Source organism: Trabulsiella odontotermitis (genome assembly GCF_001188485.1).
In the GTDB taxonomy this organism is placed as follows: domain Bacteria; phylum Pseudomonadota; class Gammaproteobacteria; order Enterobacterales; family Enterobacteriaceae; genus Trabulsiella; species Trabulsiella odontotermitis_A.
Genome location: NZ_JNGH01000023.1, coordinates 60,759 through 86,762, shown reverse-complemented (window position 1 = coordinate 86,762; position 26,004 = coordinate 60,759). Strand labels below are relative to the sequence as shown.

Below are 26,004 nucleotides of genomic sequence, written 5' to 3'. Positions count from 1 at the left end.
TAACACAACGCCTTTACAATAGCGTATTGTGGCATAAATACGGACAATCAGGGAATTTCTCATGACCTTCGAGTGGTGGTTTGCTTATCTGCTGACAGCAATCATTTTGAGCCTTTCACCCGGCTCCGGCGCAATCAATACCATGACGACGGCTATCAACCACGGTTATCGTGGCGCAGTGGCCTCTATTGCCGGGTTGCAGACCGGTCTTGGCATTCACATCGTGCTGGTCGGCATTGGTCTTGGGACGCTGTTTTCCCGTTCAGTCATTGCCTTTGAAGTACTGAAATGGGCGGGCGCAGCGTATCTCATCTGGCTCGGCATCCAGCAATGGCGCGCCGCAGGTGCGATTGATTTAAACGGTCTGGCGAATATGCAGTCCCGGAGAAAACTCTACCGGCGCGCGGTGTTTGTGAATCTCACTAACCCAAAAAGCATCGTCTTTCTCGCCGCACTGTTTCCGCAGTTTGTCATGCCCCAACAGCCACAGGTCATGCAATACGTTATCCTCGGCGTCACAACGATCGTGGTGGATATCATCGTGATGATTGGTTATGCCACGCTGGCAACACGCATCGCCGCCTGGATCAAAGGCCCTCGTCAAATGAAGGCCCTGAACAAGATTTTCGGTTCGCTGTTTATGCTGGTAGGTGCGCTGCTGGCATCAGCGCGTCATGCCTGAGTTAACCGATGTTAACCGTTCCGCTGCCAATAAGCACACCCCCGCAGTCAACGCTGTCACCGGTTCTGGCTGCGGGCATCCCTTCGATAAACACCGTACCTGAACCACTGGCGATTTTTCGCGGATGAGGCGGATGTTCAGGCTTATCATGCGGCGTGAGCGGATCGCCAAGCCTCGCGGCAGGTAATCCATCGATTAACACCGTTGCGGAACCCGCAGTAATCACGGTTTCGTGATAACCGTCATGCTCGGTTCCTTTGTCGTTGAGTTTTGCGGCTAAAGGCATGGGGTGCTCCTGATAAAGTGAAGAGGTAATATATGCAAATTTAAATTCCTTACGATCAAGCGGCATTATCTTCCAAATCATTAATTAATAATCGACACGACTAAATCCTTGTCATTTGTCTATAATCAATTTATCAATCAGTGACTTTGGAAACATGGATAAACAATCGTTATCCCCATATGTTGAAACATTTAAGTGGATAACATTACCTACGGGATCGATATAAACGAGAGAAGAGAAAGGGTTTTTGCCATCATTTTTTACCTGAGTATAATAAAACCCTTCTAACGCTCTTTCATTCTTGATAAAAAAAACAACCGCATCCATTAGGATATTATTATTTATAGTTAGTACTGTCATTGATTGAAGCGTTATAAGATCAGAGCCTTGAATATAAGCATGCCCACCAACGGTTGCTCTGCTTCCATCAGGAGACATTTCAGGATCAAATTTGTACTGTGTCATGAGAACATAAGCAATTTTTTCTTTAATACTTATGTCAGGGAAAATAATTTTTAAGTCATCTTTATGTATTTCTGCGCAAAATGCGATTGCTTCCTGGCCGCTCTTGTCCTTTGAGTAGCAGGAAGTTGTTAATAACAGCAATGATAGAAAAGCCCCGTAAAGAAGTTTCATTATGTCACCTCATTTCGATCGGACGATAATCACTGGTTGACGAAAGATCATCGTTTAATACAAACCATGCATGTTGAAATGATGGCCAGCGGACATCATCAAAACCGTCTCTCCCTGGGTTTATTCGCCTTGTAACTTCTTCTGCAGCACTTTTTGTACTGCCCTGATCAGCCCAAAAATTTACACTTAACTTCCCGCTAGCAATCAACCTTCCGTTCGACATCACATTTTTTTGCTTACTAACCCAAAAATATCCACCTGTATCGCATGAATAATAGGAATCCGTAACAGGAAGAATATTATTTGGTGCTATTGTAAAATATGCAGAGCCCTTTCCAAAACGGAATTCACTGTACTTTCTGTAATTCTCCCTTCCGGTGAGATGAACTGCACCGCGTCCTTTAAATCTTGCTCCATCTCCGCTCTGTGTATTACCAAGTTTTATTCCTTGAAACGTACCCGGATCATATTTTTTAAAATAACCCGAATTACCATTTTCAACAAAGGATTTTAGTCGCCCAGTTTCTCGAGCCATTTGCCCAATGAAATGGGCTATCCTTAGCGGTGTTACAATACGATATTTATTCATAATTTGAGACAACGCTATTTTTATATTTGCGGGTCGAATTACTTCTCCTGAAGAAGTCTGACCTTCCTCATTGAGCCAGCTTATGGCTTGTTCTCTTGTCAAATTTGGCTGAAAATCACTTGATTCATTGCGCCGAATAAGTCGAATTAAGTCATTTTCGCCCAGCCACCCACACTTTCTGAAATGGGTAATAAACTGCACCGGGTCAAAATGCCAGACGCGTCCGGCAGGTAACGGGTTTTCAGCCATACAGAGCGCCCTGCCGTGCTCAGTCAGCAGACTCCAGTCACACTCTGACATCGGTTTTGCCAGGACGTCATTCGGGGATTTCAGCCACTCAAACCGCGAATCCACTGTGGTGCTGTCCCACTCCAGCGGAAAATGGCAGACCATCAGGCTGACGTCCCGGTTGCCTGCACACTGTACCGTCGGTGAATTGCACTGGCTGTTCGTGTCGGTGTCATCATCCACCAGTTGCCAGCCCGTCCAGTGCGGAAAGTCGCCGTCACTGTAAACCCTGATATCCCTGGCACCCAGATTCACAATACCCTTTCCCTCTGGCGTGTTCACCGTCCGCCATAATGGCGCATCTGCCGGAACCAGTGTTTCATATTCGGTATTGATTACCCGGCCAAAACGCAGCATTTCATAACCGGCACTCGGGCTGTCAGGGTAAAGTTTCAGGGTAAATGCGTACAGGTTGTATTCATAATCTTCACCATCCTCATTAACTGACGGTTCACCCACCTCTGAATAAACACCAGCCAGTGTGGTGCTCAGCTGACGCGTGACCATCGTACAGCTGCCTTTATCGAAACACATGGTGACAAATAATGGTTCGCTGGTTTTCTTTACCGGGCTGTTATTCACCAGCGAGTTATCCTCCGGCATGGCTTCATACACAGAGGTTCCGGCCGGTAAATAAAAGTGGATATCGCCATACACCACATCCGTCCGCCCGTCCTGTGTCAGGTCGGTTTCCGGTGTCGTTCTTCCCGTTATTTTGCGGATATTTTCATCATCACAAAATATCTGGAAGTGAAGCCCGTGCTGACCATCCACCATACCGGCTGTGCCTACCGGCGATTTACGGTACAGCGTTTTCCCGCTCTGCACGTTTGCGTCGATACTGCTCAGATGCATATAAAGCGAGTAATAGACAATCTTTCCGTCATCACCGCTGCCGGTTTCTGTTTCATGTTTCAGAAGGACATACCCTGAATCCGTTACCCCGTTGTAATTCAGTGGCGGGACATTGCGTTTTTCAGCCTCCGGCTGGCGCAGTGAAATCACATTGCCGTCAGCAATACACCGGACAGGGTCTGACCCGCATCCGGTCAGATGAATACCGCCATGCCAGGACTGCCCGCGATTCACCGGGAAATTTCGTTGCGGGTCGGACTGCATCATTCTTTTCACCGGCTGCCCATGCGGTGCTGGACGTGATCGAAGAAGAGAATCTGTGCCAGCGCGCCAGCCAGCTCGGCCAGCATCTGACGGAAGTGCTGAACAAAGCTAAACCAGAATGTGCCTGGATCACCGACATCCGCGCGCAGGGGTCGATGGTCGCGGTGGAATTTACCGATCCGCAGACCGGCCAGCCGTCGCCGGAATATACCCGCCAGTTCCAGGAAAAAGCGATGAAAGAGGGGCTGTTGCTGCTGAGCTGCGGCGTGTATGGCAACGTCATCCGCTTCCTCTACCCGCTCACCATTCCAGANCTCTTCGGAGCGGCTTTTTTTTAATACCGGTCATGTCATATCAGTATCATTTTCAACACTATGTCAGTAACCGGATTTTATATTCTTGTTTATCTTTTCACTGTTTACGGTTATGAAAATGGGGGTTGAGTTAATGATGATCTCTTTTTCTTTATGTGTGCTTTTAGATTTAAATGTTGCAGGAGTATCCAACATGCGAATTTGATATTGATGTTCGCCGGGCAAGAAATGATAATACTCATCGAGAAAAACAGTGTCATTAAACATTGCACCGGGTTTAATAATAATGAAGTCATCAGGGTAAGTATATTCCATTCCGAAATTTACATATGGGCCAAGATAATCCAGCCGTATGCATTCCGTCTGAATAGAGAAAATCTGATCAGCAATCTTTCCTTTATACGGGAACAGTTTCTTTGAGATCGCCAATGGACTCTTTGTGTTATTTACTAATGAAATAGTAACCATGACATGACTGTCAGCAACATTTCCCGTTATTGAGGCCTGAATGATATTAATCTTGTCCTTTTTGATTTCATTGTCTGGATTTGAGTTGTATTTTAATTCGGATTTTAAAGGGTATATTTTTTCTACATCATGTGCAACATTGTCGTAGAACCTTTTCCCATAACCGTATTGAGGGCCATTCTCGCATGCGCTCATTTTTGAGTATGAGCTAGATGTTATAAAAAATAGTAGAAGTATATATTTTTTGGTGATTTTCATAGTTAATCAAACGAAATAGAGTTCAAAATTATAAGAGTTTTGCATTGTTCTTTCATCTTTTAATCTCGCTAAACTCTTTGCGTATTGCTTGGGGTTATTCTCTCCTAAATCTTTAGTGCCAAGAATATCGTCGAAGTGTGACATTTCATGACACAATGTCACAACTTGAGAATCTTGGCCTGTCAAAGGCGCTTTTGAAAATTTTCTTCCTATATTGATTTTATGATCAAGATCAGTTGAGTTTACTGATGCATAAACATTTTCATCGAGCTTTATAAAGTTATCAATTGGGATTGTTTCATTTAAATTAATCATTTTATTTATACCATTTAATATCCATTGCCGGGCTTTTTCATTTTCAAAACCAAAAATAGTTATAAACCTTTTTTTCGCATTTAAATCCCATCTTTCCATCTCTTTTTTGCATTTTAGAAGTTTCTTATGCTGTTCTCTAAGAGCTTCTCTTATCATTTTTTTGAATGGATCGGTGATTTTTTGATGTAAAATGTTACCTTCCTCAGTAGCTGTTGTTCCTATGGTCGCTTTTCCATTTTTTTTTTTTCCATCATTTCCTCTACAAATGTACGATTAGATTACCATTCTTCAAGAGAAAGCATCACTTTCACATTTTCTTTGGCCTTTGAAAAAAACACTTCTGTATTTCCTTCTTGATCTGTAACTCCATGCTTTTGTTCACCGCTATCAAACAATGCCGTATAAGGGACTGATGAATATGGTACATCTTCATCATCAGTAAAATGAAATTGCAGGTTATATTTTTCTGACTCGTTATCCTCATCTGGGCCATCTTCTGCCCCTGATTCACCTGCATTTCCGCTTTCATTCTCCGGCTTTTCCGAATCAGAGAGATTCTCTTCTTTTTCCTCCTCTTCTCTTGTCAGCGCGGTCAGTGATAACGGCTGCACCGCCGTCCCCGGACTTCCTCCGCTGTTCAGTCTGATAACCGGCCCCGTGATATCCACCCCGCCCGGGTGAATCACCACGAAGGAGCCCCCCGACTGCAGGGTAATTCTGCCGCTGCCGCTCAGCACAATGTCTCCCTGCACACTGACCCCCAGCGCGCCGGACACGTTCTGTGCCAGGTCGCCGTTCACCGTCAGGCTGAGGCTTCCCTTCACCAGACTGAGATGGTCACCCGTGGTGCTGTGCGACTGTTTTCCCTCCACGGTGACGTTTCTGTCACGGGCCACATACAGCGACTCGTCATGTCCCGTGCGGGTGAAATGGTCGTTGCTGACAGTCAGCGTCCGGTCATGCTTCACCGTGAGGGTCTGGTCATGCGCCACCGTCACCGTCTGGTCATGACCGCCCGCATTCTGTTTACCCACCGTCACCGTCTGCCCCAGTCCCACGGTAATCTGCTGGCTGTTGCCGATGGTTTCCGTGTGGTCCACCTTCACATCTGTGGTGCGGTTGTTCAGCACCTCCGTGTCCATGTCCTTCTGCGCATGCAGGTACAGCTGTTCATTCCCCGTCGCATCCTCAAACCGCAGCTCATTAAAGCCGCTGCCTTTATAGGTTTTCGAGCGGATACTCATCTGCGTTTTCGTCTCCGGCAGGCTGCCCTGCGGGAGGTTGATGTCATGCCAGGTGCGCCCGGTGATGAGCGGCTGGTCCGGGTCACCGTGGAGGAAGACGACAATCACTTCCTGGCCCACCCGCGGCAGGGCGAGGTTGCCGAACCCCGCACCCGCCCAGGCCTGTGATACCCGTATCCAGCACGAACTGTTTTCATTGCCCGGCGCGTAACGGTCCCAGTGAAAACGTACCCGCACCCGGCCGTACCGGTCGCAGAAGATTTCCTCGCCTGCCGGTACCGGAACGCTCACGCAATAACGGCGGGCTGATAATCATCTTATAATCCTTTACTTAGAAAATTATTGTTATGAAAAAAGGAACTGGCTTTCGGACTCCGGGGATTCATCTTCATCCTGTTGTTCTTGATCGTTGTTATCTCCGGAATCTCCGGTGCCACTACCATCTTCCTGAGAAGAGTTCTCGCTTTCCTCTTCCATAGCTTTCAACTGGCTGCATAGGCTGCACCGCCACCCCCGGACTCCCGCCGCTGTTCAGTCTGATAACCGGCCCCGTGATATCCACCCCACCCGGGTGTATCACGATGAACGAACTTCCCGACTGCAGGGTAATCTGACGGCTGCTGCTCAGCACACAGCCCGTTACCTGCCACTCCCGGTTCAGCAGCGCAGTCGGATGCCCGGCCAGCGTGAAGCGCAGGCCCGGCCACAGGGCAGGTGAGTTGCTGACGCAGGTGCCGGTTTCCGCATCGTTACGCCAGCCTTCCATCTGATAACGGGCAAAGTCCCGGCCGTGCTGCTCATCCTTAAAACGTCCGGGGTAGTCAAAGATTTCATACTGTGTGAACTGGCCGTTCAGGTTTTCCCCGTCACGGCTGAACCGGGCGTCCCACAGCGGTGAGGTGAAGGTGTAGTCCTTCGTTTCCACGGAAGAGGGGCGCACCTGCGCCTGATAGCGGAACTCGCTGATGCAGACCCGGGAGGTGCCGGCCTGACGGTCCGGGTTGAACGTGATTTCCCCCGCTGACACCATCCCGGCTTCGTTGTCGGTCAGCATCAGCGTCTGCCCGGCACCGTCCGGCACCGGCTGGTCGAAGAAGAAGATGCCCTCCTCAGACCACAGACGGGTCAGGAATGCCAGGTCGCTTTCGCCGTACTGCACACAGAACTCCCGGGCGGGATGGTCGCCGTATAGCCACGGCGTCCAGTCGGTGATGCCGTTTTCCGCCAGCAGGGTGGCGGAGATGGCTTCTATATCCTGCTGCTGGAAGATGCGGAAGTTCTGCCGCAGGCTGCTGCGCCACAGCGGGGGCTGTATACGCAGCAGAATCAGCGTCTGCCCGGCACCGTCCGGCACCGGCTGGTCGAAGAAGAAGATGCCCTCCTCAGACCACAGGCGGGTCAGGAATGCCAGGTCGCTTTCGCCGTACTGCACACAGAACTCCCGGGCGGGATGGGCGCCGTAAAGCCACGGCGTCCAGTCGGTGATGCCGTTTTCCGCCAGCAGGGTGGCGGAGATGGCTTCGATATCCTGCTGCTGAAAGATGCGGAAGTTCTGCCGCAGGCTGCTGCGCCACAGCGGGGGCTGTATACGCAGCAGGNNGTGACCCGGCGCAGCGCCTCCACGCCCTGCCAGACGGTCAGGACGGCGGTCTTCTCCAGCAGGGCATCGGCAGTCTGGCGGAAGACGCCGCTGGCGACCTCCGCTTCCAGTACAAACGGGGTGGATAATCCCTGTGAAAGGCGGAAACGGACCACGGCGAAGGTGTCCGGCCTCTGCCCGTCGATATCCAGTGTGAAGCGTAATCCCTGTAGTGACATACCGGCATCCCTGAGATATTCATGGTATCAGTGCGGGAGGGCAATCCATTGATTACATGAATAAAAACAATAAGTTACAAACAAGTGGCGAATGCTGGCATGTGAAACGGACACGGACAGTGATCAGGATCACGAAGGGGAAAGTTTGATTCAGGTGCCTTTGATGTTTAGAGGCTGTTTTAGAACCTTCATGCACCTCCCCCTTTGTAAAAAATTCGTCAAAATTCTCCTTTCAAATACTGAAAAATGGGGTATGTTTTAGCAGAGTGTGCTGCAAAAGCGCGGGCGGTAGACATAAAATCGAAATAAAGCGCTAAAAAACAACATCACAACAAATGCAATCACCATAAACAATGGGGAATCTCAGGATGAAAATGAAGGGTAAAGCGTTACTGGCAGGATGTATCGCGTTGGCGTTCAGTCAGATGGCGCTGGCAGAAGACATCAAAGTAGCCGTGGTCGGTGCGATGTCCGGTCCGGTTGCGCAATATGGCGATCAGGAATTTACCGGTGCTGAGCAGGCGGTTGCGGATATCAATGCTAAAGGCGGCATCAAAGGCAACAAACTCGTTATTACTAAATATGATGACGCCTGCGACCCGAAACAAGCGGTAGCAGTAGCGAACAAAGTGGTTAACGACGGCATCAAGTATGTTATCGGTCACCTCTGCTCCTCCTCCACCCAGCCCGCGTCTGATATCTACGAAGACGAAGGCATTCTGATGATCACACCGGCGGCGACAGCGCCTGAGCTGACCGCACGCGGTTATAACCTGGTGCTGCGCACCACCGGTCTTGACTCCGATCAGGGCCCGACTGCGGCGAAATACATCCTTGATAAAGTGAAACCGCAGCGTATTGCCATTGTTCACGATAAACAACAGTACGGCGAGGGCCTGGCCCGCGCGGTACAGGACGGTCTCAAGAAAGGCGGCGCGAACGTGGTGTTCTTCGACGGTATCACGGCGGGCGAGAAAGATTTCTCCACGCTGGTGGCGCGTCTGAAGAAAGAAAATATCGACTTCGTTTATTACGGCGGTTATCACCCGGAAATGGGGCAGATCCTGCGCCAGGCGCGCGCTGCGGGTCTGAAAACGCAGTTTATGGGGCCTGAAGGCGTCGCTAACGTTTCCCTGTCCAACATTGCTGGTGAATCGGCGGAAGGCATGCTGGTGACCAAGCCGAAGAACTACGATCAGGTTCCGGCGAACAAACCGGTGGTGGATGCAATTAAAGCGAAGAAACAGGATCCAAGCGGTGCGTTCGTATGGACGACCTACGCTGCGCTGCAGTCCCTGTCAGCCGGTCTGAACCAGTCTGACGATCCGGCGGAAATCGCCAAATGGCTGAAAGCCAACAGCGTCGACACTGTTATGGGGCCGCTGTCCTGGGACGCGAAAGGCGACCTGAAGGGCTTTGAGTTCGGCGTCTTTACCTGGCATGCTAACGGTACCGCTACTGACGCCAAATAATTTTTCTGGCGCCTTTCGCGCTACAGGTGCGTTGGCTGCGTTCTTCGACCCCGGTCACTTACTTATGTAAGCTCCCGGGGATCTCAGACCTTGCTGCCTTCCTGTAACACGAAATGCTGGAAAAATGATGCTCTATGGCGCCTTTCACGCTACAGGTGCGACAAAGCCCGGTTAACGCCGGGCTTTTTACCGCTTTTCCCAGCCGCCTTTCTGTGCGGTGAAACTCAGCGCCTGCATAAACGCGGCCATCACGCCGCGATCTTCAACGCCGACATCCGCCATCCACCAGCTGGAGATGCCGGGGTTGTCGCGCAGCACTTCTTCGACCAGGTATTGCCCCACGCCGCGGCGGCGGGTGACGTCACGCACGCGCAGGGAGTCGAGTGCGCCCTCGGTGCCGCTCAGCGTCACGCGGACGGCGGCCAGCAGACGGTCATTAAAACGGGCGGCGTAAATACGATGTAATTCATCAAGTGCTAATGAGGCTTCTGTATATTCCGGCCAGATTTTCCCCAGATCGATTTTGTCCTGCTCGCTGAGGGTATGAAGGCGGATGATGGTCAGTTTCATGCAAAGCTTTCCTGTCACAACGGTCAGGAAAGTGTACTCAATTTCTCATTCCTGGGGGGCCTGTTTTTTATTCATTCATTAGCTGATTAATTTTTACTTTATCAGCGATGCAGTTTTATCCATTAGGGATCGAAAAACAGGCAGCATTTTAGCCTGTCAGGTAGTGAATTGTTCGGCTTTATATGCCGTTATATTATGCTGCAGTGCGGACTTTTTTTGTTTATCTCTCGATTATTTCAGAATATTATCTTTCCTTAATAGACTGAAAAATAGAGATTTTGATCTGAATTTCAGTAAAAGATGACTCTAAACCATTAAAGAAACTGGTAAAAATAGAATTGTGCAATAAAAATACAGCATGATTTTTAACCACATAATTACAAGAAATTCACAGACATCACGAACGGGGTTTGAAAAATGAAAAGGAACGCGAAGACAGTGATCGCGGGGATGATCGCACTGGCGATGTCACAGGCTGCCATGGCAGACGAAATCAAGGTGGCAGTTGTTGGTGCAATGTCCGGCCCGGTAGCTCAATGGGGCGATATGGAATTCAATGGTGCGCGGGAAGCCATCAAGAACATCAATGCCAACGGCGGCATCAAAGGCGACAAGCTGGTCGGCGTTGAATACGACGACGCCTGCGATCCGAAGCAGGCCGTTGCTGTCGCCAACAAAGTGGTTAACGACGGCATTAAATTTGTCATCGGCCATCTCTGCTCCTCTTCCACACAGCCAGCGTCGGATATCTACGAAGACGAAGGCATTCTGATGATTTCGCCGGGGGCAACCAACCCGGAGCTGACCCAGCGTGGCTACCAGTTCATCATGCGTACCGCCGGGCTCGACTCTTCTCAGGGACCGACCGCAGCGAAATACATTCTTGAGCAAGTGAAACCGCAACGCATTGCCGTCATCCACGACAAGCAACAATACGGCGAAGGGCTGGCGCGCTCGGTGCAGGACGGCCTCAAGCAGGGCGGCGCCAACGTGGTCTTTTTTGACGGCATCACCGCCGGGGAAAAAGATTTCTCCGCCCTGGTCTCTCGCCTGAAGAAAGAAAATATCGGCTTCGTCTATTACGGCGGTTATTACCCGGAAATGGGCCAGATGCTGCGCCAGGCGCGTTCGATCAACCTGAAAACCCAGTTTATGGGACCGGAAGGCGTGGGTAACGCGTCGCTCTCCAACATCGCGGGTGATGCTGCGGAAGGCATGCTGGTGACCATGCCGAAACGTTATGACCAGGATCCGGCGAACAGCGCTATTGTTAATGCGTTGAAAGCAGAGAAAAAAGATCCGACCGGTCCGTATGTGTGGATCACCTACGCCGCCGTGCAGTCGCTGGCGACCGCCATGGAGCGTACGGACAGCAAAGAACCGCAGGATCTGATTAAGGATCTGAAAGCTCACGGTGCAGATACCGTGATTGGGCCGCTGAACTGGGATGAAAAAGGCGATCTGAAGGGATTTGAGTTTGGTGTTTTCCAGTGGCATGCCGACGGTTCGTCAACCGCAGCCAAATGATTATCCCGTTCTGTAGGGTTGAAAAGGTTACTTTATGTCCGAGCAGTTCCTCTATTTTTTGCAGCAGATGTTTAACGGCGTCACGCTGGGAAGCACCTATGCGCTGATCGCTATCGGCTACACCATGGTGTACGGCATTATCGGCATGATCAACTTCGCCCACGGCGAGGTGTACATGATCGGCAGCTATGTCTCGTTCATGATCATCGCCGCGCTGATGATGCTGGGTATCGACGCCAGCTGGCTGCTGATTGCCGCCGGGTTTGTCGGCGCGATTATCATCGCCAGCGCCTACGGCTGGAGCATTGAGCGAGTGGCTTACCGCCCGGTGCGCAGCTCCAAGCGTCTGATCGCGCTGATCTCCGCCATCGGGATGTCCATCTTCCTGCAAAACTACGTCAGCCTGACGGAAGGCTCACGCGACATCGCATTGCCGAACCTGGTCGATGGTCAGTGGGTGGTAGGCAGCAGCGAACATTTCTCTGCCTCCATCACCACCATGCAGTTGGTTATCTGGGTGGTGACGTTCATTGCCATGCTGGCGCTGACGGTATTTATTCGCTACTCACGCATGGGACGCGCCTGCCGCGCCTGCGCGGAAGACCTGAAAATGGCGAGCCTGCTTNTGTGATCGGCGCGGCGATGGCGGCGGTGGCGGGCGTGTTGCTCGGCCAGTTCTACGGCGTTATCAACCCGTACATCGGTTTTATGGCAGGCATGAAAGCCTTTACCGCCGCGGTGCTGGGCGGGATCGGCAGTATTCCGGGCGCGATGATCGGCGGGCTGATCCTCGGCGTGGCGGAAGCGCTCTCTTCGGCGTATCTGAGTACCGAATATAAAGACGTGGTGTCGTTTGCGCTGCTGATTCTGGTGCTGCTGGTGATGCCAACCGGCATCCTGGGTCGCCCGGAGGTAGAAAAAGTATGAAACCGATGCATTTTGCGATGGCGCTGCTTTCGGCAGTCATGTTTTTCATCCTGGCCGGTGTGTTTATGGGCGTTCAGCTGGGGCTGGACGGCACCAAACTGGTGGTGGGCTCGGCGTCAGACATCCGCTGGCAGTGGGTGTTCATCGGCACCGCCGTGGTCTTTTTCTTCCAGCTGCTGCGCCCGCTGTTTACGAACGCCCTGAAAAGCGTCTCCGGGCCGAAGTTTATTCTGCCGGCGATCGATGGCTCCTCGGTAAAACAGAAGCTGTTTTTAATCGCGCTGCTGGTGATTGCCGTCGCCTGGCCGTTTATGGTTTCCCGCGGCACGGTCGATATCGCCACCCTGACGATGATTTACATCATNCCACTATTACGGCCTCGGCTTCTGGACCTGTCTGCCGCTCGCCGGGCTGGTGTCGGCGCTGGCGGGCTTCCTGCTCGGCTTCCCGGTACTGCGTCTGCGCGGTGACTACCTGGCGATTGTGACGCTCGGCTTCGGTGAAATCGTGCGTATTCTGCTGCTCAACAACACCGAAATCACCGGTGGTCCGAACGGCATCAGCCAAATCCCGAAACCGACCCTGTTCGGCCTGGAATTCAGCCGTACCGCCCGCGAAGGCGGCTGGGATACCTTCAGCAACTTCTTTGGCGTGAAGTATGACCCGTCCGATCGCGTGGTGTTCCTCTATCTGGTGGCGCTGCTGTTAGTGGTGCTGAGCCTGTTCGTCATTAACCGCCTGCTGCGCATGCCGCTGGGTCGCGCGTGGGAAGCGTTGCGTGAAGATGAAATCGCCTGCCGCTCGCTGGGCCTGAGCCCGACGCGCATCAAGCTGACGGCGTTCACCATCAGCGCCGCATTTGCCGGGTTCGCCGGAACGTTGTTCGCCGCCCGTCAGGGTTTCGTCAGCCCGGAATCCTTCACCTTCGCCGAATCGGCGTTTGTGCTGGCGATTGTGGTGCTTGGCGGGATGGGTTCTCAGTTTGCGGTTATTCTGGCGGCTATCCTGCTGGTGGTATCGCGCGAGCTGATGCGTGATTTCAATGAGTACAGCATGTTGATGCTGGGTGGTTTGATGGTGCTGATGATGATCTGGCGTCCGCAGGGCTTATTGCCGATGACCCGTGTGCAGATGAAACTGAAAAACGGGCAAGCGAAAGGAGAGCAGGCATGAGTCCATTATTATCCGTTGATGGCCTGACGATGCGCTTCGGCGGCCTGCTGGCGGTCAACAACGTGTCGCTGGAGCTGTATCCGCAGGAAATCGTTTCGCTGATTGGGCCGAACGGCGCGGGCAAAACCACCGTATTCAACTGTCTGACCGGTTTTTATAAACCGACTGGCGGCACTATTCGCCTGCGCGAGCAGCACCTCGAGGGTATGTCAGGTCAGCAGATTGCCCGCATGGGCGTGGTGCGGACCTTCCAGCACGTGCGGTTGTTTCGTGAAATGACGGTGATTGAAAACCTGCTGGTGGCGCAACATCAACAACTGAAAACCGGGGTGTTCTCCGGTCTGCTGAAAACCCCGGCGTTCCGCCGTGCGCAGAGTGAATCGCTGGATCGCGCCGCCGCCTGGCTTGAGCGTATCGGTCTGCTGGCGCACGCCAACCGTCAGGCGAGCAACCTGGCCTATGGCGACCAGCGTCGTCTGGAGATTGCCCGCTGCATGGTGACGCTGCCGGAAATTCTGATGCTCGACGAGCCAGCGGCAGGGCTTAACCCGAAAGAAACCAAAGAGCTGGACGAACTTATCGCCGAGCTGCGCAGCCATCACAACACCACCATTCTGCTGATTGAGCATGATATGAAACTGGTGATGGGGATTTCCGATCGTATTTACGTCGTGAATCAGGGCACGCCGCTGGCGAAAGGTACGCCAGAAGAAATTCGTCATAACCCGGACGTGATCCGCGCCTACTTGGGTGAAGCATAAGATGGAAAAAGTCATGTTGTCTTTTGACGGGGTCAGCGCTCACTACGGTAAAATTCAGGCGCTGCATAACGTCAGTTTGCATATTAATCAGGGCGAAATTGTCACGCTCATTGGCGCGAACGGCGCGGGGAAAACCACGCTGCTCGGTACGCTGTGCGGTGACCCGCGCGCCACCAGCGGGCGGATTGTGTTCGACGGTAAAGACATTACCGACTGGCAAACCGCAAAAATCATGCGCGAAGCGGTGGCGATTGTGCCGGAAGGCCGTCGCGTCTTTTCACGCATGACGGTGGAGGAAAACCTGGCGATGGGCGGTTTCTTCGCCGACCGTGATCAGTATCAGACGCGCATCCAGTGGGTTTACGAGCTTTTCCCGCGTCTGCATGAACGTCGGTTGCAGCGTGCGGGCACCATGTCCGGTGGCGAGCAGCAGATGCTGGCGATTGGCCGTGCGTTGATGAGCCAGCCGCGCCTGCTGCTGCTGGACGAACCGTCGCTGGGTCTGGCGCCAATCATCATCCAGCAGATTTTCGATACCATCGAGCAACTGCGCGATCAGGGCATGACTATTTTCCTCGTCGAGCAGAACGCCAACCAGGCGCTGAAACTCGCCGATCGCGGTTACGTGCTGGAAAACGGTCACGTAGTGCTGGAAGATACCGGCGACGCGTTGCTGGCAAACGAAGCGGTACGCAGTGCGTATTTAGGCGGGTAAATCTTAAATTGCCCGGAGGCGCTACGCTTGCCGGGCCTACATCTCTTCGTCACCAATTCATCATTTTTCTTCCGCTCTTCTGTCATCTGTTTGTAACTAAAAAGTTATTTTTCTGTCATTCGGGCGTGTCATGTTACCTCGCGAGCATTAATCGCGTGATTCCGCGCATCCGGCACAACAAGAGAGATAACCGAATGACTTCGTTACGACATACAGCGTTAGGACTGGCGCTCAGTCTGGCATTTGCCGGGCACGCGCTGGCAGAAACCACGATTCCGTTCTGGCATTCCATGGAAGGGGAACTGGGAAAAGAAGTTGACTCCCTGGCGCAACGTTTCAACCAGGCCAACCCGGATTACAAAATTGTGCCGGTTTATAAAGGCAATTATGAACAAAGCCTGAGCGCGGGTATTGCTGCGTTCCGTACCGGTAACGCCCCCGCCCTGTTACAGGTTTATGAAGTTGGCACCGCCACCATGATGGCGTCCAAAGCGATCAAACCGGTGTATGAAGTGTTTAGCGACGCCAATATCAAATTTGATGAGTCGCAGTTCGTCCCGACCGTTTCCGGTTACTACACCGATTCAAAAACGGGTCACCTGCTGTCTCAGCCGTTCAACAGCTCCACGCCGGTGCTGTACTACAACAAAGATGCCTTCAAAAAAGCCGGTTTAGATCCGGAACAGCCGCCGAAAACCTGGCAGGATCTGTCGGCCTATACGGCGAAACTGAAAGCGGCAGGCGTGAAGTGCGGTTACGCCAGCGGCTGGCAGGGCTGGATCCAGATTGAAAACTTCAGCGCCTGGCACGGTCTGCCGGTCGCCACCAAAAATAACGGTTTTGACGGTACCGACGCGGTACTGGAATTCAACAAGCCGGAGCAGGTGAAACACATCGCGATGCTCGAAGAACTGAACAAGAAAGGCGATTTCAGCTACTTCGGCCGTAAAGACGAGTCTACCGAGAAGTTCTACAACGGTGACTGCGCCATTACCACCGCTTCGTCCGGTTCACTGGCGGATATTCGTCATTACGCCAAATTCAACTATGGCCCAGAAACCCGGCTCCCTGCCGATCACCAAAGCCGCGTATGACCTGACCCGTCAGCAGGGCTTCTACGACAAAAACCCGGGTGCGGATATCGCCACCCGTCAGATGCTGAACAAGCCGCCGTTACCGTTCACCAAAGGGCTGCGTCTGGGCAACATGCCGCAGATCCGTACCGTGGTGGATGAAGAGCTGGAAAGCGTCTGGACCGGTAAGAAAACACCTCAGCAGGCGCTGGACGCTGCCGTCGAGCGTGGCAATCAGCTGCTGCGTCGCTTTGAGCAGTCGACCAAATCGTAATGTGAAATGCCGGGTGGCGGCTTCGCCTTACCCGGCCTACACGAATCTGTAGGCCGGATAAGCGTAGCGCCATCCGGCGCTTTTCAGGAACCGAATCTCAATGTCCTCATCCCGTCCGGTGTTTCGCTCGCGTTGGCTGCCGTATTTGCTGGTGGCACCACAACTGGCGATTACCGTCATTTTCTTTATCTGGCCTGCGGGCGAAGCGCTGTGGTACTCCCTGCAAAGCGTCGATCCGTTCGGGCTCTCCAGCCAGTTTGTCGGCCTGGATAACTTCGTCGCGCTGTTTCACGACCCTTACTATCTGGATTCTTTCTGGACTACCATCAAATTTAGCGCGCTGGTGACTGTCAGCGGCCTGCTGGTGTCGCTGTTTTTTGCGGCGCTAGTCGATTATGTGGTACGCGGCAGCCGGTTATATCAGACGCTGATGCTGCTGCCTTACGCGGTCGCGCCTGCCGTGGCCGCCGTGCTGTGGATCTTTCTCTTTAACCCCGGACGCGGGCTCATCACCCATTTTCTCGGTGAATTCGGCTACGACTGGAACCATGCGCAGAACAGCAGCCAGGCGATGTTCCTCGTGGTGTTCGCCTCGGTCTGGAAGCAGATAAGCTATAACTTCCTGTTCTTCTTTGCCGCGTTGCAGTCAATTCCCCGCTCGCTGGTCGAAGCCACCGCCATTGACGGTGCCGGACCGGTACGCCGTTTCTTCAAACTGGCGCTGCCGCTGATTGCGCCGGTCAGCTTTTTCCTGTTGGTGGTGAACCTGGTCTACGCCTTCTTCGATACTTTCCCGGTGATCGATGCCGCCACCGCGGGCGGCCCGGTGCAGGCCACTACCACGCTTATCTACAAGATTTACCGTGAAGGCTTCGCCGGGCTCGATCTCTCCGCCTCTGCCGCGCAGTCGGTGGTGTTGATGATGCTGGTGATTGTCCTGACGGTGGTGCAATTCCGCTACGTTGAAAGCAAGGTGCGTTACCAATGATTGAGCATCGCCGCGGGCTGACGATATTCAGCCACACAATGTTAATCCTCGGTATTGCGGTGATCCTGTTTCCGCTGTACGTCGCATTTGTCGCGGCCACGCTCGACAACAACGCGGTGTTCGCTACGCCGATGACGCTGGTACCGGGAACGCATCTGCTGGAGAACATGGCGACCATCTGGCAGCAGGGGGTTGGCGTTAACAGCGCACCGTTCTGGCTGATGATGCTCAACAGTTTCATCATGGCGTTCGGTATCACGGTGGGCAAAATCGCTGTTTCGATCCTCTCCGCGTTTGCCATCGTCTGGTTCCGCTTTCCGCTGCGTAACCTGTTTTTCTGGATGATTTTCATCACCCTGATGCTGCCAGTGGAAGTGCGTATTTTCCCGACCGTGGAAGTGATCGCCCGGCTGGATATGCTCGACAGCTACACTGGCCTGACGCTGCCGCTGATGGCGTCAGCCACCGCCACCTTCCTGTTCCGCCAGTTTTTCATGACGCTGCCGGACGAGCTGATTGAAGCCGCGCGCATTGATGGCGCGTCGCCGATGCGCTTTTTCCGCGACATCGTGCTGCCGCTGTCGAAAACCAACCTCGCGGCGCTGTTCGTGATCACCTTCATCTACGGCTGGAACCAGTATCTGTGGCCGCTGCTGATCATTCAGGACGTCAATCTCGGTACTGCCGTGGCGGGCATCAAAGGGATGATCTCCAACGGTGAAGGCACCACGCTCTGGAATCAGGTGATGGCAGCGATGCTGCTCACGCTCATTCCCCCCGTTATTATCGTTTTAGCCATGCAGCGCGCGTTCGTGCGTGGTTTAGTGGACAGTGAGAAATAAGATGGCTGGATTGAAATTACAGGCAGTAAGCAAAAGTTGGGATGGCGGCAAAACGCAGGTGATCCAGCCATTAACCGTTGATGTTTCCGACGGTGAATTTATCGTGATGGTCGGCCCGTCCGGCTGCGGAAAATCCACACTGCTGCGCATGGTGGCCGGGCTTGAGCGCGTTACCAGCGGCGATATCTGGATTGACCGCCAGCGCGTCACCGAAATGGAGCCGAAAGATCGCGGTATCGCGATGGTGTTCCAGAACTATGCGCTCTATCCGCACATGAGCGTGGAAGAGAACATGGCCTGGGGCCTGAAAATTCGCGGCATGGGCAAGGCGCATATCGCCGGGCGCGTGCAGGAAGCAGCGCGTATTCTCGAGCTGGACGGTTTGCTGAAGCGCCGCCCGCGCGAGCTTTCGGGCGGTCAGCGCCAGCGTGTGGCGATGGGGCGCGCCATCGTGCGCGATCCGGCGGTGTTTTTGTTTGATGAGCCGCTGTCAAACCTCGACGCCAAACTGCGCGTGCAGATGCGCCTTGAGCTGCAACAGCTGCACCGCCGTCTGAATACCACCTCGCTGTACGTCACCCACGATCAGGTGGAAGCGATGACGCTGGCGCAGCGGGTGATGGTGATGAACAAAGGCATCGCTGAGCAAATTGGGANNCCGGCCTCGCGCTTCGTGGCGAGCTTCATCGGCAGCCCGGCGATGAACCTGCTGGACGGGCGCATCAGCCAGGCGGGCACCCATTTTGAGCTGGAGAGCGGCATGGCGCTGCCGATCAACTGGCAATTCCGCGGTTACGCGGGGCGCAACATGACGCTGGGTATCCGTCCGGAACATATTGCGTTAAGCTCGCAGGCGGAAGGCGGTATCCCGATGGTACTGGATACGCTGGAGATTCTGGGTGCAGATAACCTGGCGCACGGTCGCTGGGGGGAGCAAAAGCTGGTGGTGCGTTTGCCGCATCAACAGCGCCCGCAGGCGGGCAGCACGCTGTGGCTGCATCTGGCGGAGAATCATCTGCACCTGTTTGATGGAGAAACAGGACAACGCATATGAGCTACTGGCCTTATCCACACATCGTCGCCCACCGGGGCGGCGGTAAACTGGCACCGGAAAANCTGCCGTGAGCAGGGCATGATGGTCAACATCGAAATTAAACCGACCACCGGCACCGGGCCGCTGACCGGCAGCGTCGTCGCGCGGGCGGCGCGTGAACTGTGGCAGGGCATGACCGCGCCGCTGCTCTCGTCGTTCGATATTGACGCGCTGGAAGCGGCGCAGGCCNNGACGCGGCTCGGCTGCGTGTCGATTCACCTGAATCACAAACTGCTGGATGAAGAACGGGTGAGCCTGCTGAAAGCGGCCGGGCTGCGCATTCTGGTATACACCGTCAATAAACCCCAGCGCGCGTCGGAACTCTTGCTCTGGGGCGTGGACTGCATCTGCACCGATGCGATTGACGTCATCGGCGCAGATTTCGAACCTTAAGGATTTTGCAGCATGTCGCCGTTCTGACGTGACGGCAGCATGTGCTGCTGACCGCTGTCCTGCGTCGTACTGTTCAGCATTCCCCCGTTGTTATTCGGCAGGATCTGCTCGCGCGGCTGGCCCTGTCGGACGCGCGTTGTCATTCATCTGCATTTGCAGATGCTGCTGTTGATGACGGGTTTGCGTCTGAAGCTGCTGATTTAACATCCCTTTCTGCTGTTGCTGCTGGTTAAGCATCTGGGTTTGCATCCGCTGCTGGCTGGGAATCTGATAGCCCGGCTGATTGGGGTTATTGGTGGTGTTCAGGGGCTGCGCCAGTGCGGCGAACGGCAGTAACGCCGTTATCAATAACAGACGTTTCATTTTCATTCCCTCCTTCTGAGGCCTCTCTTAAGTTTACCCTGATTCAGCCATAACGATGATTTTTTAGGAGTTGTGAACCAGGCTTAAGCCGGAGCATCGATCTTATCACCTGGAGAATAACAATGATGAAATCTTCTTTTTTGCGTGGGGTGGCGATCGCTGCCCTGCTGGCGGGAGGCACGTTTACCGCCACGGCGACGCCCCCTGCCGCGCCGCCGGTGTCCTATGGTGTGGAAGAGGATGTGTTTCATCCTGTCCGCGCGCAGCAGGGTATGGTGTCGTCTGTGGATGCCATCGCGACCCGCGTGGGTGTCGATATTCTGCAGCAGGGCGGTAACGCGGTAGATGCCGCCGTGGCCGTTGGCTATGCGCTGGCTGTCACCCATCCGCAGGCGGGGAATCTCGGCGGCGGTGGCTTCATGATGCTGCGCACCAAAGACGGTAAAACCACCGCCATCGACTTCCGCGAAATCGCGCCGGAACAGGCCACGCGCGACATGTTCCTTGACGATCAGGGCAATCCGGACAGCAAAAAATCGCTCACTTCGCCGCTGGCGTCCGGTACGCCGGGCACCGTCGCGGGCTTCTCGCTGGCGCTGGAAAAATACGGCACCCTGCCGCTGAATAAAGTGATCCGTCCGGCGCACAAACTTGCAGAAGAGGGCTTTGTAGTGAACGACGCGCTGGCGGACGATCTCAAAACCTACGGCAGCGAAGTGCTTCCCAACCATGAAAACAGCAAAGCCATTTTCTGGAAAAACGGCGAGCCGCTGAAGAAAGGCGACAAGCTGGTGCAGAAAAACCTCGCAAAAAGCCTCGAAATGATTGCTGAGAACGGCCCGGATGCGTTCTACAAGGGGGCGATTGCCGACCAGATTGTCGAAGAAATGCAGAAAAATGGCGGACTGATTAGCAAAGCGGATCTGGCAGGTTACAAAGCCGTCGAGCGCACGCCGATCAGCGGCGACTATCGCGGTTATCAGGTCTTCTCCATGCCACCGCCGTCATCCGGGGGTATTCACATCGTGCAGATCCTCAACATTCTGGAAAACTTCGACCTGCATAAATACGGCTTCGGCAGTGCCGACGCGATGCAACTGATGGCAGAAGCGGAGAAGCGCGCGTACGCCGATCGCTCGGAATACCTCGGCGACCCGGATTTCGTGAAGGTACCGTGGCAGGCGCTGACCAGCAAGGCCTACGCCAAATCGATTGCCGATGAGATTGATATCAACAAGGCCAGACCGTCGAGCGAAATCCGCCCCGGCAAGCTGGCGCCATATGAAAGCAATCAGACCACCCACTTTTCCGTGGTCGATAAAGACGGCAACGCGGTGGCGGTGACTTACACGCTCAACACGACGTTTGGTACCGGGATTGTGGCCGGGAATACCGGTATTTTGCTGAACAACGAGATGGATGATTTCTCCGCCAAGCCTGGCGTGCCGAACGTGTACGGGCTGGTGGGCGGTGACGCCAACGCTGTCGGGCCAAAGAAACGACCGCTATCGTCGATGTCGCCGACCATTGTCGTGAAAGACGGCAAAACCTGGCTGGTGACCGGCAGCCCGGGCGGCAGCCGAATTATCACTACCGTGCTACAAATGGTGGTCAACAGCATCGATTTTGGGATGAATGTCGCCGAAGCGACCAACGCGCCGCGCTTCCACCATCAATGGTTGCCGGACGAGCTGTGGGTGGAGAAAGGCTTTAGCCCGGACACGCTGAAAGCGCTGGAGCAGAAGGGGCAAAAAGTGGCAGTGAAAGCGGCGATGGGCAGCACCCAGAGCATTATGATCGCGCCGGACGGCACGCTGTATGGCGCGTCGGATCCCCGTTCACCAGATGATTTAACGGCGGGGTATTAACGAAATCAGTGCCAACCGCTCTTTTTTGCAAAAAAGAGATAGACAAGTGCGAATGATAATGATTATTATTGTCATGCGTTCAGGGAGACCTCTACGGGATAACCTGAAAGCACGACATTGCTCACATTGCTTCCAGTATTATTTTATAGCCAGCCGGGTGCTGGCTTTTTTTTTTCGTTTCAGCCTGGCTTACTTGTCAGTTTGTTCCAGGGAAGTGCTCGCTATCCTCACGTACTCTGTGTACACATCCGGCTGATGCGCGGGCATTCGAGTGAGACACTATCCGTCATCTTGCGCTAAGGTATGTGGCAGTCACCTTAAAAAAGGACCGCACCATGACCTTACATTGCGCATTTATCGGTTTTGGTAAAAGCACCACCCGATATCATCTCCCTTACGTTCTTAACCGTAAAAACAGCTGGCATGTGGCGCATATCTACCGCCGTAGCGCGAAGCCGGAAGAGCAGCATCCGCAGTATTCCCACATCCATTTCACCAGCGATCTTAACGACGTGTTTGACGATCCGCAGGTCAAACTGGTGATCGTCTGCACGCACGCCGACAGCCATTTTGAGTATGCGAAACGCGCGCTGGAAGCGGGGAAAAACGTACTGGTGGAAAAACCGTTTACCCCGACGATGGCCGAAGCGAAAGTGCTGTTTGAACTGGCGCAAAGCAAAGGCCTGACGGTGACGCCGTATCAGAATCGCCGCTTTGACTCCTGCTTCCTGACCGCGAAAAAAGTGATTGAGAGCGGCAAGCTGGGCGACATCGTCGAAATCGAAAGCCACTTCGACTACTACCGTCCGGTGGCGGAGACCAAACCGGGTCTGCCGCAGGACGGCTCGTTTTACGGTCTTGGCGTGCATACCATGGATCAGATCATTTCGCTGTTTGGCCGCCCGGACCACGTCGCGTACGACATCCGCAGCCTGCGCAATCACGCGAACCCGGACGATACCTTTGAAGCGCAGTTGTTCTATGGCAACCTGAAAGCGATCGTCAAAACCAGTCATCTGGTGAAAATCGACTATCCCAAATTTATCGTGCATGGCACCAAAGGCTCTTACCTGAAATACGGTATCGACCAGCAGGAAACCAGCCTGAAAGCGAATATCATGCCGGGCGAACCGGGCTTTGCGGCGGATGACAGCATCGGTGAGCTGGAATACCTCAACGACGACGGGATCACGGTGCGCGAAGAAGTGCTGCCGGAAACTGGCGACTATGGCCGCGTGTATGATGCGCTGTATGACACCCTTGCCAATGGCCGCCCGAATTACGTCAAGGAATCTGAAGTTCTCACCAACCTCGAAATCCTCGAACGCGGGTTCGAGCAGGCGTCTCCTGCCACCGTAACCCTCGCAAAATAAGCTTTATTGGCTCCTCTGCGCTTGTTCATATTTTTTGAACAGAGGAGTCAATTTTCACCCTCTATGATCCCAGGACGATCGGGTCCACACTTATCCCATCGAAACGAACACGGGGTGAACACAATGATCTATTTACGCAAAGCAAACGAACGTGGCCACGCAAATCATGGCTGGCTGGACTCATGGCACACCTTCTCTTTTGCCAACTACTATGACGCCAACTTTATGGGTTTCTCCGCGCTGCGGGTGATTAACGACGACGTCATCGATGCCGGACAGGGTTTTGGTACCCATCCGCATAAAGACATGGAAATCCTGACCTACGTGCTGGAAGGCGCGGTGGAGCATCAGGACAGCATGGGCAACAAAGAGCAGGTTCCGGCGGGCGAGTTCCAGATCATGAGCGCGGGTACCGGCGTACGTCACTCTGAGTACAACCCGAGCGAAACCGAGCGTCTGCGCCTGTATCAGATCTGGATCATTCCGGAAGAAACCGGCATCACGCCGCGTTATGAGCAGCGTCGCTTTGACGCCCTGCAGGGCAAACAGCTGGTGCTGTCGCCGGATGCGCGTGATGGCTCCCTGAAAGTGCATCAGGATATGGAACTGTATCGCTGGGCGCTGGCGAAAGAGGAACAGTCGGTGCATCAGATTGCCGCCAACCGCCGCGTGTGGATCCAGGTGGTGAAAGGCAACGTCACCATTAACGGCACCAAAGCCACCACCAGCGATGGCCTGGCGATTTGGGATGAGCAGGCGATCTCGGTTCACGCCGATGAGGCCAGCGAAATTCTGCTGTTTGATCTGCCGCCGGTATAAATAAAATCTCAACCTTCCCTTTTCCCAGGGGAAGGTTGAGTCATCTCCGTGATAAACTGAGGGAATGTTTCTCAACCGGTTTCTCTCAGGACGATGAAAAAGAAAAGACCCGTACTTCAGGATGTGGCAGATCGCGTCGGCGTGACCAAAATGACGGTCAGCCGTTTTTTGCGTAACCCGGAACAGGTTTCCGTGGCGTTGCGTGGCAAGATTGCCGCCGCTCTCGATGAACTGGGTTATATCCCGAACCGCGCACCGGATATTCTCTCTAATGCCACCAGCCGTGCGGTTGGCGTCCTGTTACCCTCCCTGACCAACCAGGTGTTTGCTGAAGTGCTACGCGGGATCGAAAGTGTGACAGATGCGCACGGCTATCAGACCATGCTGGCGCACTACGGCTATAAACCGGAAATGGAAGAGGAGCGGCTGGAATCCATGCTCTCCTGGAATATCGATGGTTTAATTCTCACCGAACGCACCCACACGGCACGCACGCTGAAAATGATCGAAGTTGCGGGGATCCCGGTCGTTGAACTAATGGACAGCAAATCTCCCTGTCTGGATATCGCCGTCGGGTTCGACAACTTTGAAGCCGCACGCCAGATGACCGCGGCGATCATCGCCCGTGGCCATCGGCATATCGCCTATCTCGGTGCACGTCTTGATGAACGTACTATCATCAAGCAGAAGGGGTATGAGCAGGCCATGATCGATGCCGGGTTAATGCCGTACAGCGTGATGATGGAGCAGTCGTCGTCATACTCGTCCGGTATTGAGCTGATGCGCCAGGCGCGACGTGAGTATCCGCAACTGGACGGCATCTTCTGTACCAACGATGACCTGGCGGTGGGCGCGGCGTTTGAATGCCAGCGTCTGGGGCTGAAAATTCCTGATGACATGGCGATTGCCGGTTTTCACGGTCACGATATCGGTCAGGTGATGGAACCGCGTCTTGCCAGTGTGCTGACACCGCGTGAGCGGATGGGGCAGATTGGCGCCGAGCGTCTGCTGGCTCGCATCCGTGGTGAGAACGTCACACCGAAGATGTTAGATTTAGGTTTCACGTTGTCACCAGGCGGATCCATTTAGTCTGACAAAGTTGATGTAGCTCACAGTTATAAACATCCCGCACGAATGGATATTGCTTCTGCTCTGACCCCGCAGGACAATGTTACCGATAACTGTTACCCGTAACAATTCACCTAACTGTGCTGTGGGAGCGACACAATGAGCACGACTAACCATGATAACCATATCTACGTCCTGATGGGCGTCTCCGGCAGTGGCAAATCTGCTGTCGCCAGTGAAGTGGCGTATCAACTGAAAGCCGCGTTTCTTGATGGCGACTTTCTGCATCCGCGCAAAAACATTGACAAAATGTCATCCGGCGAGCCGCTGAATGATGACGATCGTAAACCGTGGCTGCAGGCGCTGAACGACGCCGCATTCGCCATGCAGCGCACCAACAAAGTGTCGCTGATCGTCTGCTCCGCCCTGAAAAAAACCTATCGCGACATCCTGCGCGACGGGAACCCCAACCTCTCCTTCATCTACCTAAAAGGCGATTTCGACGTCATTGAAAGCCGTCTGAAAGCGCGTAAAGGCCATTTCTTCAAAACGCAGATGCTGGTTACGCAGTTTGAAACGCTGCAGGAACCGGGCGCTGACGAAAGCGATGTATTAGTGGTGGATATCGATCAGCCACTGGACGGCGTGGTCGCCAGCACCATTGAGGTGATTAACAAAAGGCAGTAAG

19 protein-coding genes and 9 pseudogenes are annotated in these 26,004 nt (G+C 53.8%); 18 read left to right on the top strand and 10 right to left on the bottom strand.

Annotated features, from left to right (window positions below; genetic code table 11):
* Positions 1-61 precede the first annotated feature (61 nt).
* On the top strand, positions 62-682 hold the full coding sequence (rhtB, locus tag GM30_RS01560) for a homoserine/homoserine lactone efflux protein (protein WP_049847209.1): 621 nt from the start codon (positions 62-64) through the stop codon (positions 680-682).
* 1 nt (position 683) lies between these two features.
* Here the strand turns inward: rhtB and GM30_RS01555 are convergent, their stop codons facing one another.
* The 3 genes from GM30_RS01555 to GM30_RS01545 form a co-directional block, all read right to left on the bottom strand.
* On the bottom strand, positions 684-968 hold the full coding sequence (locus GM30_RS01555; protein ID WP_049847208.1) for a type VI secretion system PAAR protein: 285 nt from the start codon (positions 966-968) through the stop codon (positions 684-686).
* A 111-nt stretch (positions 969-1,079) separates the two neighbouring features.
* Positions 1,080-1,604: a hypothetical protein gene (locus GM30_RS01550; RefSeq protein WP_049847207.1), complete on the bottom strand. Its 525-nt coding sequence runs from the start codon at positions 1,602-1,604 to the stop codon at positions 1,080-1,082.
* A 4-nt stretch (positions 1,605-1,608) separates the two neighbouring features.
* Positions 1,609-3,603, bottom strand: a complete 1,995-nt coding sequence (locus GM30_RS01545; RefSeq protein WP_049847206.1) for a M23 family metallopeptidase — start codon at positions 3,601-3,603, stop codon at positions 1,609-1,611.
* 11 nt (positions 3,604-3,614) lie between these two features.
* Between GM30_RS01545 and GM30_RS25895 the strand changes: the two are divergent.
* Positions 3,615-3,938 (top strand): annotated as a pseudogene (locus tag GM30_RS25895) (aminotransferase class III-fold pyridoxal phosphate-dependent enzyme); the annotation flags it as partial.
* Between the two features lie 39 nt (positions 3,939-3,977).
* Here GM30_RS25895 and GM30_RS01535 read toward each other — a convergent pair.
* The 5 genes and pseudogenes from GM30_RS01535 to GM30_RS28130 form a co-directional block, all read right to left on the bottom strand.
* Positions 3,978-4,640 carry a hypothetical protein gene (locus GM30_RS01535; RefSeq protein ID WP_155483894.1) on the bottom strand — a complete coding sequence of 221 codons (663 nt, stop codon included), beginning with the start codon at positions 4,638-4,640 and terminating at the stop codon, positions 3,978-3,980.
* A gap of 6 nt (positions 4,641-4,646) precedes the next feature.
* On the bottom strand, positions 4,647-5,111 hold the full coding sequence (locus GM30_RS01530; RefSeq protein WP_080993357.1) for a M35 family metallo-endopeptidase: 465 nt from the start codon (positions 5,109-5,111) through the stop codon (positions 4,647-4,649).
* Between the two features lie 122 nt (positions 5,112-5,233).
* A pseudogene (locus GM30_RS01525) lies at positions 5,234-6,692 on the bottom strand (type VI secretion system Vgr family protein); the annotation flags it as partial.
* 120 nt (positions 6,693-6,812) lie between these two features.
* Positions 6,813-7,520, bottom strand: a pseudogene (tssI, locus tag GM30_RS28135) (type VI secretion system tip protein TssI/VgrG); the annotation flags it as partial.
* Positions 7,521-7,580: 60 nt separating this feature from the next.
* Positions 7,581-7,742 (bottom strand): annotated as a pseudogene (locus GM30_RS28130) (contractile injection system protein, VgrG/Pvc8 family); the annotation flags it as partial.
* 643 nt (positions 7,743-8,385) lie between these two features.
* On the opposite strand from GM30_RS28130, the gene livJ reads away from it, so the two are divergent.
* Positions 8,386-9,489, top strand: a complete 1,104-nt coding sequence (livJ, locus tag GM30_RS01515) for a branched chain amino acid ABC transporter substrate-binding protein LivJ (RefSeq protein ID WP_155483893.1) — start codon at positions 8,386-8,388, stop codon at positions 9,487-9,489.
* Between the two features lie 186 nt (positions 9,490-9,675).
* Here livJ and panM read toward each other — a convergent pair whose 3' ends face one another.
* On the bottom strand, positions 9,676-10,059 hold the full coding sequence (gene panM / locus GM30_RS01510) for an aspartate 1-decarboxylase autocleavage activator PanM (protein WP_049847199.1): 384 nt from the start codon (positions 10,057-10,059) through the stop codon (positions 9,676-9,678).
* Positions 10,060-10,476: 417 nt separating this feature from the next.
* Between panM and livK the strand changes: the two genes are divergently transcribed.
* The 10 genes and pseudogenes from livK (at position 10,477) to GM30_RS01460 (ending at position 19,825) form a co-directional block, all read left to right on the top strand.
* Complete coding sequence (gene livK, locus GM30_RS01505; RefSeq protein ID WP_049847198.1) at positions 10,477-11,586, top strand: high-affinity branched-chain amino acid ABC transporter substrate-binding protein LivK; 1,110 nt, start codon at positions 10,477-10,479, stop codon at positions 11,584-11,586.
* Positions 11,587-11,620: 34 nt separating this feature from the next.
* Positions 11,621-12,513 (top strand): annotated as a pseudogene (gene livH, locus GM30_RS01500) (high-affinity branched-chain amino acid ABC transporter permease LivH).
* Positions 12,510-13,686, top strand: a pseudogene (locus tag GM30_RS01495) (high-affinity branched-chain amino acid ABC transporter permease LivM). The pseudogenes livH and GM30_RS01495 overlap by 4 nt, the downstream one beginning before the upstream one ends.
* Entirely contained in the window at positions 13,683-14,447 is a 765-nt protein-coding gene (gene livG, locus GM30_RS01490; protein WP_049847197.1) for a high-affinity branched-chain amino acid ABC transporter ATP-binding protein LivG, read from the top strand. Before GM30_RS01495 ends, livG begins: the two are co-directional and overlap by 4 nt.
* Position 14,448: 1 nt before the next feature.
* On the top strand, positions 14,449-15,162 hold the full coding sequence (gene livF, locus GM30_RS01485) for a high-affinity branched-chain amino acid ABC transporter ATP-binding protein LivF (RefSeq protein WP_072091762.1): 714 nt from the start codon (positions 14,449-14,451) through the stop codon (positions 15,160-15,162).
* A 194-nt stretch (positions 15,163-15,356) separates the two neighbouring features.
* Positions 15,357-16,509: pseudogene (gene ugpB, locus GM30_RS01480) on the top strand (sn-glycerol-3-phosphate ABC transporter substrate-binding protein UgpB).
* A gap of 100 nt (positions 16,510-16,609) precedes the next feature.
* Entirely contained in the window at positions 16,610-17,497 is an 888-nt protein-coding gene (ugpA, locus tag GM30_RS01475) for a sn-glycerol-3-phosphate ABC transporter permease UgpA (protein ID WP_049847196.1), read from the top strand.
* The gene (ugpE, locus tag GM30_RS01470; protein ID WP_049847195.1) at positions 17,494-18,339 is read left to right on the top strand and encodes a sn-glycerol-3-phosphate ABC transporter permease UgpE; all 846 of its coding nucleotides are present in this window, start codon (positions 17,494-17,496) and stop codon (positions 18,337-18,339) included. Before ugpA ends, ugpE begins: the two co-directional genes overlap by 4 nt.
* A gap of 1 nt (position 18,340) precedes the next feature.
* Positions 18,341-19,393, top strand: a complete 1,053-nt coding sequence (locus tag GM30_RS01465) for a sn-glycerol-3-phosphate import ATP-binding protein UgpC (protein ID WP_049847194.1) — start codon at positions 18,341-18,343, stop codon at positions 19,391-19,393.
* Positions 19,390-19,825 (top strand): annotated as a pseudogene (locus GM30_RS01460) (glycerophosphodiester phosphodiesterase family protein). The gene GM30_RS01465 and the pseudogene GM30_RS01460 overlap by 4 nt, the downstream one beginning before the upstream one ends.
* Here the strand turns inward: GM30_RS01460 and GM30_RS01455 are convergent.
* Positions 19,822-20,188: pseudogene (locus tag GM30_RS01455) on the bottom strand (DUF2756 family protein). The pseudogenes GM30_RS01460 and GM30_RS01455 overlap by 4 nt on opposite strands.
* Before the next feature lie 125 nt (positions 20,189-20,313).
* Between GM30_RS01455 and ggt the strand changes: the two are divergent.
* From ggt to gntK, 5 genes are all read left to right on the top strand, one after another.
* Positions 20,314-22,056, top strand: a complete 1,743-nt coding sequence (gene ggt / locus GM30_RS01450) for a gamma-glutamyltransferase (RefSeq protein WP_155483895.1) — start codon at positions 20,314-20,316, stop codon at positions 22,054-22,056.
* Positions 22,057-22,391: 335 nt separating this feature from the next.
* Positions 22,392-23,429: an oxidoreductase gene (locus GM30_RS01445; RefSeq protein ID WP_049847192.1), complete on the top strand. Its 1,038-nt coding sequence runs from the start codon at positions 22,392-22,394 to the stop codon at positions 23,427-23,429.
* Positions 23,430-23,552: 123 nt separating this feature from the next.
* On the top strand, positions 23,553-24,248 hold the full coding sequence (locus GM30_RS01440; protein WP_049847191.1) for a pirin family protein: 696 nt from the start codon (positions 23,553-23,555) through the stop codon (positions 24,246-24,248).
* 93 nt (positions 24,249-24,341) lie between these two features.
* Positions 24,342-25,337: a gluconate operon transcriptional repressor GntR gene (gene gntR / locus GM30_RS01435; RefSeq protein ID WP_049847190.1), complete on the top strand. Its 996-nt coding sequence runs from the start codon at positions 24,342-24,344 to the stop codon at positions 25,335-25,337.
* A 138-nt stretch (positions 25,338-25,475) separates the two neighbouring features.
* Positions 25,476-26,003 carry a gluconokinase gene (gntK, locus tag GM30_RS01430; RefSeq protein WP_049847189.1) on the top strand — a complete coding sequence of 176 codons (528 nt, stop codon included), beginning with the start codon at positions 25,476-25,478 and terminating at the stop codon, positions 26,001-26,003.
* Position 26,004: the final 1 nt, after the last annotated feature.

Coding starts and splice junctions, on each gene's coding strand:
- rhtB (WP_049847209.1), top strand. CDS start 62: ATGACCTTCGAGTGGTGGTTTGCTTATCTGCTGACAGCAATCATTTTG.
- GM30_RS01555 (WP_049847208.1), bottom strand. CDS start 968: ATGCCTTTAGCCGCAAAACTCAACGACAAAGGAACCGAGCATGACGGT.
- GM30_RS01550 (WP_049847207.1), bottom strand. CDS start 1,604: ATGAAACTTCTTTACGGGGCTTTTCTATCATTGCTGTTATTAACAACT.
- GM30_RS01545 (WP_049847206.1), bottom strand. CDS start 3,603: ATGATGCAGTCCGACCCGCAACGAAATTTCCCGGTGAATCGCGGGCAG.
- GM30_RS01535 (WP_155483894.1), bottom strand. CDS start 4,640: ATGAAAATCACCAAAAAATATATACTTCTACTATTTTTTATAACATCT.
- GM30_RS01530 (WP_080993357.1), bottom strand. CDS start 5,111: ATGATAAGAGAAGCTCTTAGAGAACAGCATAAGAAACTTCTAAAATGC.
- livJ (WP_155483893.1), top strand. CDS start 8,386: ATGAAAATGAAGGGTAAAGCGTTACTGGCAGGATGTATCGCGTTGGCG.
- panM (WP_049847199.1), bottom strand. CDS start 10,059: ATGAAACTGACCATCATCCGCCTTCATACCCTCAGCGAGCAGGACAAA.
- livK (WP_049847198.1), top strand. CDS start 10,477: ATGAAAAGGAACGCGAAGACAGTGATCGCGGGGATGATCGCACTGGCG.
- livG (WP_049847197.1), top strand. CDS start 13,683: ATGAGTCCATTATTATCCGTTGATGGCCTGACGATGCGCTTCGGCGGC.
- livF (WP_072091762.1), top strand. CDS start 14,449: ATGGAAAAAGTCATGTTGTCTTTTGACGGGGTCAGCGCTCACTACGGT.
- ugpA (WP_049847196.1), top strand. CDS start 16,610: ATGTCCTCATCCCGTCCGGTGTTTCGCTCGCGTTGGCTGCCGTATTTG.
- ugpE (WP_049847195.1), top strand. CDS start 17,494: ATGATTGAGCATCGCCGCGGGCTGACGATATTCAGCCACACAATGTTA.
- ggt (WP_155483895.1), top strand. CDS start 20,314: ATGAAATCTTCTTTTTTGCGTGGGGTGGCGATCGCTGCCCTGCTGGCG.
- GM30_RS01445 (WP_049847192.1), top strand. CDS start 22,392: ATGACCTTACATTGCGCATTTATCGGTTTTGGTAAAAGCACCACCCGA.
- GM30_RS01440 (WP_049847191.1), top strand. CDS start 23,553: ATGATCTATTTACGCAAAGCAAACGAACGTGGCCACGCAAATCATGGC.
- gntR (WP_049847190.1), top strand. CDS start 24,342: ATGAAAAAGAAAAGACCCGTACTTCAGGATGTGGCAGATCGCGTCGGC.
- gntK (WP_049847189.1), top strand. CDS start 25,476: ATGAGCACGACTAACCATGATAACCATATCTACGTCCTGATGGGCGTC.